The organism is Pseudoalteromonas fuliginea (genome assembly GCF_000690055.1).
In the GTDB taxonomy this organism is placed as follows: domain Bacteria; phylum Pseudomonadota; class Gammaproteobacteria; order Enterobacterales; family Alteromonadaceae; genus Pseudoalteromonas; species Pseudoalteromonas fuliginea.
This window is the reverse complement of sequence record NZ_JJNZ01000086.1, coordinates 22,565-33,717: the sequence shown is the minus strand read 5'-3', so window position 1 is coordinate 33,717 and position 11,153 is coordinate 22,565. Positions and strand designations below refer to the sequence as shown.

Genomic DNA, 11,153 nt, shown 5'->3' with positions numbered 1-11,153 from the left:
CACCGCTGTTAAAATTTGCGGTGGAAAGTGAGCTTTAGCGCTTGCTGTCCACCTCAGGGCGTGTTGTTATATTTCCTTTCCTTGGATCGCTCCCGATCTCAATCGAGCACCTACAGTTGCGTCAACAATAGTATCTTTAATTTTTGATACTTTATCGCTTGGTAAAACGGCAACGTCAAGGTGTTTAGCGAGCAATTCAAGGGATGGCTTGTTCTTTAAGTGGGACTCTATAACCGAGATGCCATCCTCTCTAGTTTTAACCAACTTTAATTCATCTATTACCATCTCTAAAGTTTGACTATCTGCAGTAAGCTTTTCTTTAGGGCTATTACTCTTAGTCGATTTTTTAATTACTTTAAGTGACAACTCATAATCGCCTGATTCTAACTTTGTAAAGTCAGCATCACTCAACTTATCAACCAAGGTTGATAACGATGATAAATAATTTTTTAAAATTTCTTTATTACTCATTCTAAACTCCAAGCTTTGAATTGAACTCTCCAACAAAAACTTCAATTTCATCTACAACGGTAGTATGACTTTGATTTGAATAAGAATTTAAAACAACGGGCATCCCATTTCTTGGTGCATCAGCAAAAATAGTTTTATTTTCTCTAAATATTGCATCAAAAACAGGGACTCCTAACCTTTTTGTCTGTGCTATATATTGTCTCTGAGCTGAAATTGGTATACCTGAGGTTATTTGGATCATAGTAAATACAACTCCCATGAATTCAGGAGATGATTCATTGAATTCATCATCTTTCTTAGCATAAAAATTAAAATCTTCAACAAGTGTTTCAACACTTTTTTTCAAGTAATCAATTCCCAACGTTGATAAGTAATCAGGCTTTGCAGGTACTAGGATTTTATCTGATGCAATTAACGCGTTCTTTGTAACGATATTGAAGTTAGGTGGACAATCAATAAGCACAATATCGTAGTTCATTTCTGAGGCTAAGGTATTCAATTCATCTCTAAGTTTACCATGAACCTTAAGGTATTTTTTTTGTGTTTGAGTTGGGCTTGCCCCACCTAGCAAAGTTGCAAGCTCAAGGTCTACATTTATTAATCCGAGGTGAGAAGATATAAGGTCAACACAACCACCTCGCTTGTTATTTGTAAGGAAGTTATTAACAACTTCAGGTCTTACTCGAAGGTCAGCTAGTGGCATTGTAGGGTTGCCTTGACTAATACAGTCAAACCAACTCTTTATTGTTCTACTTTCTTTAATATGATTATCCCAATAATCAGGAGTCATAAAAGAAAATGTTAAACTTGCCTGAGCATCCATATCAAGTATTAAAACGCTCTTACCCTGCCAAGCTAGTTCTGCGGCCAAATTAGATGTAACTGTTGTTTTACCAACACCGCCCTTGTAGTTTATTACTGATACAATTTCCATGTATACTCCTTGTGTGAATTGTAATGCCGAAGTCGATGAAATATAACAACTTATTGAACCCCACTTTGGGGGGTTATAACAGCCCAAAACGGCATATATTACGTTGCTCGATAATTACACCAAACAACTCATTTATAAACAGGAAATGACAATTGCTAATCAGTAGCCTTTGTTATTTAACCCCAAAACGACTTTTAATAATGTTATTGAATAAATTGTAAATAACTGTATTTGTACACAGCCATTAATTAAATTTATTTTTATTTAACCAAACCTTTAACTAAACGATTTATAAAATTACCACTCATTTTAAAACCGTGTATCTCTCTCACAAGGGTCACCATCACCGTCGCCATCCATTTTTGTATTCGGGCAGTTATTAATAAAAAATACAGCTTCGGCTCGCGAATTCATTTGGCTACAATGCTGCCTGCCGTCACAGGTAAAGTTTTGTGTGTTTTTTGGAATAACGAGTTTTGGGTATTGTTCATCAAAGGTGGCTAAATCGGCGTTAGTAATAACAGGTGTGTGGTTATTAAATTGCTCGTTACTTTGATAATGGTTGTATTTATTTACTGCGACAAAGCCAAGCACGGCGAAAACGCTAATTGAGGCAACTTTGCCCAAAAAGCTACTGGCAAAATTAGATTTGGCAATGCGATGCGGCTGTTGATTGTGTTTTTGATAAGGGGCTTTAAGCTCTGCAACGCCTTCTATACGGCAGTTAATTGCTTTGGTTTTACCGTCGGGCTGTGTTGTAATTTCAAAATAAATGGTGTCGCCAACTTTAGGCTTGCGGCTCATGTGTTTGAGCGCTGATATGTGTATAAACGTGTCGTGTTCTAGGGTGTCTGATTTAATAAAACCAAAACCTTTGTCGGTTTTCCACGTCTTTAACAATCCTTTGTTCATATATCCACCTGCCCTGCTTAAGCTGCGTTTTACGCAAATTCCATTTAGTTAACACTTGTTATTATACGTTCCTAAATTAAAACCATGCAACCAAATATTCATATTGCGTTAATTTTTACGTTTTACCTAATAAAATAAACTCAAAAATAAACGTGCTAAAAACAACTAAACCTCAACCTGTTTTATTTATAATTTGCGGCCAAATGTCCTTTAATTCATGCCCACCATTACACACTCGCCCACTAGCTTAACAGCTTGTTTACACTAGGTTTTGTCATTAGTTATTTCTATCTAAATTAACCTTTTTTAGTACGATTTTTCATTCGTTATTTACTTAATTTATCTATACAATCCACACCTTATTTTTACGCACGTATTTTAAGTGATTATCTCATGCTATTAACGATTGTTTATATTATTGGTATTACCGCAGAAGCCATGACCGGCGCACTTAGCGCAGGACGAATGAAAATGGATTGGTTTGGCGTAGTGTTGGTAGCCAGCGCCACTGCAATTGGCGGTGGTAGTGTTCGAGATATATTACTAGGTAATTACCCGCTTACGTGGGTACAACACCCAGAGTATTTATTAATTACCTGTATTGCCGGTATTGTTACTACGTGGCTGGCAAAATGGGTGGTTAAATTTAAAGGCATATTTATGCGCCTAGACGCCCTTGGTTTAGCAGCCTTTAGTATTATTGGCTGCCAAGTGGGGCTAAATATGGGGCTGCATTACGGTATTTGTGTAGTGGCTGCGGTTGTTACTGGCGTATTTGGTGGGTTACTGCGTGATTTAATATGTCGCCAAGCGCCGCTTGTATTACATAACGAGCTATACGCGAGTGTATCGTTACTTGTTGCCTGTTTATACTTAGCGCTACACCATTACAATATTGACGATAACATTAGCATTATTGTAAGCCTTGTTGCAGGCTACTTAATACGTATGGCATCAATACGCTTTAAATGGCGCTTACCTACCTTTAGTTTATTAGAGCAACACGCTAAATAAAAATAAACTTTAATACAAAATAAGGCAGGTAATATACCTGCCTTATTTAATATAACTATTAGCGTATTAATTTAATGCCCGCTTACATCACTTAACGCGGTTTTTAACCCGCTGTTATTTTGCTTAAGTACACTAAAACTGCCATCGGTTTCTAGCACTACTGCGGCTACATCTTCTATGGCTAATATACCTGCGCCACGAATAGCTGCGCGAATTTCTGATTTTGTTACGCGCTGCGATTTAAGTGCAGCCATGCAGTATTCACCATCACTCAATAACAGCGTAGGCTCTGCTTTTATAAGTGCTGCAAATTTTGACGAGCGCACACTAAGCCATGTAATAACATATTGCAGCCCTAGTAATACTACAAAGGCAAGTATGCCCTCAAACAGCGGAACACTTTTTGAAATAATAACAGACGCCAATATAGAGCCCAGCGCAATGGTGACTATAAAGTCGAACACGTTCCACTTTGAAAGCGTACGTTTACCCGATACGCGCAGCCAGAACACCAGTGCAATATAACCCAGTACGCCTATTGTAAGTACACGTAATAATCCCTGCATATCATCGTAAAACATAATGGTTCCTTGCTATTAAAGGTGGTAATTAGCTTTTACTTATAACCCTACATGGCGCTAAGTTAAATAACGATGAATAAAGTGCCTGCATTTACTTTGTTAGTTGTTTTACAAACTTAATTTTACTTAGCTCTGTGCTTTGTTTATCAACGTAGCCACAAACGTGATAACCATTAGTGATGAGCATAGTTAGCATTTGAGGAAACCGGTTCATCGATTTAACGTGTATATTGGTAAAGCTTTGTTCATAAGCCCACTTTTCTTGTTGGACAAGTAATTTTTTAGCAATACCTAATCTACGATAGTTAAAATGCACTCCACCAAGCCAACTATAAAATTGTGTATTAGATAGCTCATAGCCAATTTTAAAACCAACTAATGTATCTTCTTTATGTGCTACTAATATCAATGCTTTTTTGTTTTCCAAACAGTTACGTAAAGTGTCACTATCAATGGTTGTTAGCAGTTCAGGGACATATTCACTCACTGCGGTTACATCATCAATTGTGCCTGTGGTTATAGTTATAGCCATAAAATTCCTTGTTTTTATTATATGATTTGACCTAGACAGTTTAAATTTAAACTACGGTTGATTATGATGGTTTAAGCATTATATCTTTATTTTCGCTTTATCATTTTTGAAAGGATCACCATGTCTAACTATAACGAATCTCCAGAACAAGTTGAACAGGCCACTCAGGGCTTTGTTATGCAACAAACTATGTTACGTATTAAAGATCCAAAGCCGTCGCTTGAATTTTACCAAAATGTATTAGGTATGAAGCTGTTAGGTAAGTATGATTTTCCTGGTATGAAGTTTACGCTTTACTTTTTAGGCTACGAACAAGAATTGCCACAAGGTGATGATAAAACTAAAGCAGAATGGATGTTTCGTCGCCCTGCGCTAATTGAGCTTACCCATAACTGGGGCACTGAAAGCGACGACAGCTTTGAGGGATACCACAGTGGTAACCAAGAACCTAAAGGATTTGGGCATATTGGTATTAGCGTACCGGATGTTTACGAAGCCTGTGAGCGCTTTGCAAAATACGATGTAGAATTTGTTAAAAAACCAGATGATGGCTCAATGAAAGGCTTAGCATTTATTAAAGACCCTGACGGCTACTGGATTGAAATACTATCTGCTGAGGGCATTACTGAGATTATTCTTTCTCAGTAATCACTGTTTATATTAGAAAACCAGCTTAGAGTTGGTTTTCTTAATTATTTTTACTCACTAATTTGATACTTTAAATAACTACAAATAACTTATTTATAAGCCCAGGCATCGGTTATTGTTACTTGGCAATTGTTATAACTGGCCGCTTGTTTTTGCGCAATACCTCTTACTCTAAAGTTTGTTGAGTCATTAGGAAGTATAATTAGGTCTTCGTCGGTTATTGATAACGTATCGACTAGCGTGTTTTGCTCGGTTAAAAAATCGACCTTAAACTTTATATTTTTAAACGAAAAGTCCGACTCGTTTTTTACCTGCCCTATGCATGCAACATACAATGCATCGTTTTCATTTTTAGTATTAATTTGGCTTACATTAGCGATTAAGTTTTTTTGTACTAGCTTAAAAAAGTAACGATTTTATAACGCAATACAAATAACTATATATAAATACAGTACGTGCGATTTTAGCATTTTAACGTAAACATAAAAAAGCCAGCGGTTAAGCTGGCTTAGAATATTTACTAACTTACATATTTACTTGCCTAGTGCGTCTATTCGTGCATCAAGCGGCGGGTGGGATGAAAACAGCTCAGCAACGCCTTTACCACTTGCAATACCAAAGGCCATCATTGAGCCTTCTAATTGCGAAGGATGGTTTTGCTTTAATCGCTCAAGGGCTGAACGCATTTTATCAGCACCAACTAGTTTTGCTGCGCCGCTGTCGGCTGCAAATTCTCGTTTACGGCTGTAACTTGCAACCACTATGCTTGCTAGTACACCAAATAATACTTGGAATAACATATCGAATAAGAAGTATGTCCAGCTACTGCCGCCCTCTTCCTCATCGCTATTAATAAAGTTATCTACAATGCCTGCCAGTACTTTTGCGGCAAATATTACAAAGGTGTTTACCACGCCTTGTATTAGCGTAAGCGTTACCATGTCGCCGTTAGCCACGTGCGATACTTCGTGGGCAAGTACGGCTTCGGCCTGATCTTTGGTCATGTTGTGCATTAAGCCTGTGCTTACTGCCACTAACGAGTTGTTTTTACTTGGGCCCGTTGCAAACGCGTTCATTTCTGGGCTGTCGTAAATAGCCACTTCTGGCATTTTGATACCTGCTTTTTGTGCTTGCGCAGATACCGTTTGTACAAGCCAATGTTCGGTTTCGTTTCGAGGCTGCGTAATTACGTGCGCGCCTGTTGATTTTTTAGCGATCCATTTCGACATAAATAACGAAATAAACGATCCACCAAAACCAAATACTGTGGCTATAAGTAAAATTCCGCCAAGGCTACGATGGCTTAAGCCCAGCGCACTCATTATTATTGAAAGCACTACACCTAATACCAACATAACCGCTAGGTTAGTTAATAAAAACAAAAATATACGTTTCATATTGTCCTCACAAAAATAGGTTTGATCACCGAACATAAAATTAAATCAGGTTAAAGCAATCACTGCGTTATGACACACTATGTCATAACGTTAGCGCTATTCTGTGACAAACTATGTCATAACACAAGTGTTATTTATGTGTTTATTGATAATTTTTTTAAGAAGGGTTTTACATCAAATTTAAGACTAAAGTTTCTTTATTGATCAGCTTATTACAAGCTGTTATTAAGCTCTGCCATATCAATTGGAAATCCACGCTCGTGTGCCAATATGCGTGCAACTTCGTCAATTTTTTCGCTGCTATTATGTTTAAGGTACGACCATTGGTGGGTACTGCGGTGATGATTTACAGCAGGATCGCTACTTATTATTCCCAATTTTATAAACTCACCCACTATTTGATCTGCCGCTATTAACGTTGACGATGCTTTAACATTTTCGGCCCGTGCGTAGCTAATATGCGAATATAAGCTTACATCGGCTACGCGCAAGGTGTCGTCATCACCCGGGATTTGTTGTCCGCCATACAGGGCATTATTTTGTGTGCTAGCAGTTTTAAACGCAGGGACAAACTCGGCTACATAATCAATTGCTGTTTGGGTACGTGTTTGCAATGCTGCTTCATCCCACCCATCTTTAATATAATGCAGGTATTTATTGGGAAGTTTAGGCTGTGCGCTCATTGACGTTGCATCAGCTAACCCATCATTAAACAATGTAATGTTGTTAGTCATGCCATGTATTTGAAAATACCCGTTAGGGTAAGGCGTTAGCTGCGCCATGCCCTCTGGCGTGCCACGGTTACCATAAATAATAATTTCGGGTATTTGCCCACCAGCACCTTGCCAATGAGTAATGTAAGAGGCTTTAAATTCAACCATGCGTTTTACATCTACCCCAACTAGGTCGTCAATAATACCGGTTTGAAAACCACACGCATTAATTAGGTAATCTACCTCAATGGTTTGTGAATCGGCTTGTGTATTGGTTGAAGTATCAGGTTGTTCATCAAGGCTTGGCTCTGATTGGTATTCGATGTGCCATTTAAGTGTTTGCTTATCATTATTGGTATTTATAACTGGCGATACGTTTTTAACACTGGTGCTTGTTAAAACATGAGCGTGTTTGTACTGTGCAAGGGCGAGTTGTGCACTGGCCGATAAACGAAAAATATTCCAGCCATATTCTTGTGCAACAATAAGCGGAAACTTTAGCTTATCTAAATCTAAATGCTTAGCCACGGGTATCATCCACTCATCTAACGACGTGGGCTTGGCTACTTGTTTTTGCTTAGCAAGCTTTAGCATTTGTGCGCGACTATATAACTGATAATAATACTCTGGCTCGCCTAATACTTTATTAGCGCTGTCTTGCTGTACAAGCTCGCTGTAGGCTTTTACTAATTTATTTAAACGCGGAAATAAATCCTCGGGTGAGTCGTCATCGCGCTTAGGCACTGCAAATACTGTAGGGCGAACATCAATAGTGTGAGGATAAAGGCGAGCAATATCTATACATTGCTTGAGTAAATCTATGCAGTCTTCATCGGGTATTTCACGGTATAAGTTGCCACCTGCATGCAAATGGCACATTGGAGGGCCATCAATTAACGACTTTTTCTTTTCAAGCACATAAGTTTCTAACCCTAACGCAGCAAGTCTTATGGCTATTGTGGCGCCAGCTGTGCCCCCACCTATTATGCCTACGCGTTTTTTAGGTAAGCCATAGTTTAGTACTTTTGGCTCAGCGCTTACGTGCGCATCTGGGGCGTAGCTTTCAATAAATGGGTGCGTCATATAGTCGTTATGTCCTTAGTAACATTGTCTTTAAGCAAGCTATGTATTTATAAACGTTTATATGTGTACTAAGGCTGACTATTTCAAGATTTACCTAAAAAAGTAACTTTTTTAAAACCACTTAAGTGTTAATAGATAACGCACTAAGCAAGCTTTTGTATATTTGTAACTTAGGAGTTTGCTCGCTGTATGGGCTTATAGCAAGTATTGGAAACGGTAAACGTGCTTTAAGTGAATCAAGGTTTGCTTGGTACTCGTCCATGTTTTTATCGACTTGGTTTGCAATCCAGCCAACGCAGTTTATACCCATACTTTGCATATGCGAAGCGGTTAGTAACGCATGATTTAAGCAACCTAGTTTCATACCAACAACGAGTATTACCGGCAGTTGCTCTGCTTTAACCCAGTCGTATAAATAATCGTTTTTATTAATAGGTAATGCCCAACCACCAGCACCTTCGGTAAGTATGTAATTAGCGCCCTGTTGTTTTACGTTTTTATAAGCATCACTTAGTTTATCAATAGTAATACTAACTCCAACTTGCTCAGCGGCTATGTGCGGCGCAATAGGGGGTGCAAACGCAAACGGATTTACTACGTCGTATTTAGCGCTCACTGTTGCACTTTCCATTAGTATAAGGGCATCGGTGTTTACTAGTTGATCGAACGCCATTTCGCAGCCAGCAGCAAGGGGCTTAAAGCCAATAGCTTGTTTTTTATGTTGGGCAAGTAACTTTAATAGCAAACTGGTAACGTGGGTTTTTCCGGCATCGGTGTCGGTGCCTGTTATAAAAAATTCTTTCATGCGTTGCCTTTAATGTCTTTGGGCTTATTTAATGTTTTTGTAATGATAACAGCACCACATGATAAGACACACATGCTTTATTATTTATAAGCGGATACGCACTGCATACTTTTTGTAGCGCCGATTTGGTAAGTAACCCTTGACGCGTATTGGTATGATTTTGTGTGGTAGCCCCAATAGCCTTAATAGAGGCAATAGCTTTTAAAGGTGTTGTGTATTCATCGGTGTAAATACGTTTTTTAGCGCTGTTAATAATAAACCCTGCATTTTGGACTGATTGGTTTATATGCAATTCACTATTAAAGGTATTTATGTGGCTGTTTGAATCAAGCGCGGCAAAGGCTGTTTTTATTTCGTTAAGTGAGCCCTCTACCACAGTGCTTATGTACGCCCGCCCGCCTGGTTTTAATATACTGTAAAGTGATTGCATTAAAGCCGAAAAATTAGCAGACCACTGCACTGCAAAGTTACTGTAAATAACATCAACACTGTTTGCTTGTAGCGGTAAGTTATCCATATCGGCGCATATTTTGGGTGCGGTTAAATCACTACTTTGCAGCATGTTTAAGCTCAAATCCATGGCAATAACGCTTGCAAACATACTTTGTAAGCGTTGTGTATTAACAAGCGGGCCTGCGCCTAAATCAACACAAAGCTTATTTTTATTAATGCCTGGTTTTATTAGCGCAAATAGATCGCTCGCAGCATGTTTTTGTACATTTGCATGGGTGTTATAACTCGCCGCCGCTTTTGAAAACTTACTTTGTGTAGACTTTTTAAGCTCCTTGTTTAGCTCTCGATTTGGCTCCTTATTTAATTCTTTATTTGAATCGCTACTTACTAGGCACGGTTTTACAAGTTGTGTTTGCACTAGGTCTGTTTTTAATACTGGCTGAGCAGTCATGCTATTGCACCTACTAAATGCTTAACTAAGTGCGTTATGTCCTGCTCGGTATGTGCGGCGGTTAAAGTAATGCGTAAACGTGAGGTGTTATGTGAAACCGTGGGCGGTCTAATTGCAGTGAGCCAAATACCCTGTTGTTTAAGTTTATCGGCCGCTTGCAACGTTTGCTCAGCGCAGCCTAATACAATGGGCTGTATGGCTGTGTTTGACTCCATTAATGCAATATTATGGCTTTTAGCGAGTTGCTTAAATAATGCAATATTGGCATTTAACTTATCGCGTTTCTCATCAGCTGTTTTTATGCTTTTAATACGCGCAAGTGTGTGGCTTGCCATAAGCGGCGACATAGCAGTTGAATACGTGTAATCGCGATTAAATTGCAGCATGTAATCAATAAACTGTTTACTACCTAATACACACGCGCCACTACTGGCGACTGCTTTACCAAAGGTAATGATTAATATATCTGGCAGCGTTTGAGTAATAAACGCTTCGCAACTGCCTAAACCTGTTTTACCTAATGCACCAAAGCCGTGTGCGTCATCAATCATTAGCCATGCGTTGTGCTGTTTTGCAAGTGCGAGTAATTCTTTAAGAGGCGCTATATCGCCATCCATCGAAAATACGCCTTCGCTTATAATAAGCTTGTTTTGCGCTTTTGATTTTTCGAGCCGTGAACGTAAATGGTTCATGTCGTTGTGATTAAAACGCACTAAAGCCGCGTTAGAATGCATAGCCCCGTCAATCAAGCTTGCATGGTTTAACTTATCCTGAAAAATAGCACTGTTTTGTGCAGTTGCTTTATCTTGAAACAACGCTTTAATTACGCTGCTATTAGCGCTAAACCCTGAGTTAAATAGCATTGCTGCGCCATAACCAAATTGCTCACATAAGTATTGTTCAAGCGCTTTTTGCTGAGCCTGATAACCCGTAACCAATGCTGAGCTGTGACTCCCTAATGCTTGGGAGCCATTAAGATTAACAGCCACATCACCAAAACCTAAGTAGTCGTTACTGGCAAAATTAAGATAGGTTTTATTATTAACCGTTATGGTGCGCGCTGTTGCATGTTGCACTACGTGGCGTTTACGAAGTAACGCATCTTGCTGGCGAGCCTGCAGATGCGTATTTATAAAATCAAAAGGCATAGATATAAAAG

At 38.8% G+C, this 11,153-nt stretch carries 13 protein-coding genes; 2 read left to right on the top strand and 11 right to left on the bottom strand.

Annotated features, from left to right (window positions below; all coding sequences use genetic code 11):
* Positions 1-66: 66 nt before the first annotated feature.
* From DC53_RS01950 to DC53_RS01960, 3 genes are all read right to left on the bottom strand, one after another.
* Positions 67-471 (bottom strand): hypothetical protein, encoded by a 405-nt coding sequence (locus tag DC53_RS01950; protein WP_033031884.1) that lies wholly within the window; start codon positions 469-471, stop codon positions 67-69.
* Between the two features lies 1 nt (position 472).
* On the bottom strand, positions 473-1,405 hold the full coding sequence (locus tag DC53_RS01955) for a ParA family protein (RefSeq protein WP_033031879.1): 933 nt from the start codon (positions 1,403-1,405) through the stop codon (positions 473-475).
* A 309-nt stretch (positions 1,406-1,714) separates the two neighbouring features.
* Positions 1,715-2,317, bottom strand: coding sequence for a cold shock domain-containing protein (locus tag DC53_RS01960; RefSeq protein WP_033031877.1), 603 nt, complete (start codon positions 2,315-2,317; stop codon positions 1,715-1,717).
* A gap of 393 nt (positions 2,318-2,710) precedes the next feature.
* Here DC53_RS01960 and DC53_RS01965 point away from each other — a divergent pair, with 393 nt between their 5' ends.
* Positions 2,711-3,331, top strand: a complete 621-nt coding sequence (locus tag DC53_RS01965) for a trimeric intracellular cation channel family protein (protein ID WP_002961255.1) — start codon at positions 2,711-2,713, stop codon at positions 3,329-3,331.
* Positions 3,332-3,402: 71 nt separating this feature from the next.
* Here the strand turns inward: DC53_RS01965 and DC53_RS01970 are convergent, their stop codons facing one another.
* Positions 3,403-3,912 (bottom strand): DUF421 domain-containing protein, encoded by a 510-nt coding sequence (locus tag DC53_RS01970; RefSeq protein WP_033031875.1) that lies wholly within the window; start codon positions 3,910-3,912, stop codon positions 3,403-3,405.
* Positions 3,913-4,003: 91 nt separating this feature from the next.
* Positions 4,004-4,444, bottom strand: a complete 441-nt coding sequence (locus tag DC53_RS01975; RefSeq protein ID WP_033031872.1) for a GNAT family N-acetyltransferase — start codon at positions 4,442-4,444, stop codon at positions 4,004-4,006.
* 120 nt (positions 4,445-4,564) lie between these two features.
* Here DC53_RS01975 and gloA point away from each other — a divergent pair, with 120 nt between their 5' ends.
* Entirely contained in the window at positions 4,565-5,092 is a 528-nt protein-coding gene (gloA, locus tag DC53_RS01980) for a lactoylglutathione lyase (protein ID WP_033031870.1), read from the top strand.
* An 89-nt stretch (positions 5,093-5,181) separates the two neighbouring features.
* On the opposite strand, the gene DC53_RS01985 is transcribed toward gloA, so the two are convergent.
* From DC53_RS01985 to DC53_RS02010, 6 genes are all read right to left on the bottom strand, one after another.
* Positions 5,182-5,427: a hypothetical protein gene (locus DC53_RS01985; protein WP_239462859.1), complete on the bottom strand. Its 246-nt coding sequence runs from the start codon at positions 5,425-5,427 to the stop codon at positions 5,182-5,184.
* 198 nt (positions 5,428-5,625) lie between these two features.
* Complete coding sequence (gene htpX / locus DC53_RS01990; protein ID WP_033031868.1) at positions 5,626-6,489, bottom strand: protease HtpX; 864 nt, start codon at positions 6,487-6,489, stop codon at positions 5,626-5,628.
* Positions 6,490-6,701: 212 nt separating this feature from the next.
* Entirely contained in the window at positions 6,702-8,285 is a 1,584-nt protein-coding gene (locus DC53_RS01995; protein ID WP_033031866.1) for an FAD-dependent oxidoreductase, read from the bottom strand.
* 121 nt (positions 8,286-8,406) lie between these two features.
* Positions 8,407-9,090, bottom strand: coding sequence for a dethiobiotin synthase (gene bioD, locus DC53_RS02000; RefSeq protein WP_033031864.1), 684 nt, complete (start codon positions 9,088-9,090; stop codon positions 8,407-8,409).
* A 28-nt stretch (positions 9,091-9,118) separates the two neighbouring features.
* Entirely contained in the window at positions 9,119-9,994 is an 876-nt protein-coding gene (locus DC53_RS02005; RefSeq protein ID WP_033031862.1) for a methyltransferase domain-containing protein, read from the bottom strand.
* On the bottom strand, positions 9,991-11,142 hold the full coding sequence (locus DC53_RS02010; protein WP_033031860.1) for an aminotransferase class I/II-fold pyridoxal phosphate-dependent enzyme: 1,152 nt from the start codon (positions 11,140-11,142) through the stop codon (positions 9,991-9,993). The genes DC53_RS02005 and DC53_RS02010 overlap by 4 nt, the downstream gene beginning before the upstream one ends.
* Positions 11,143-11,153 lie beyond the last annotated feature (11 nt).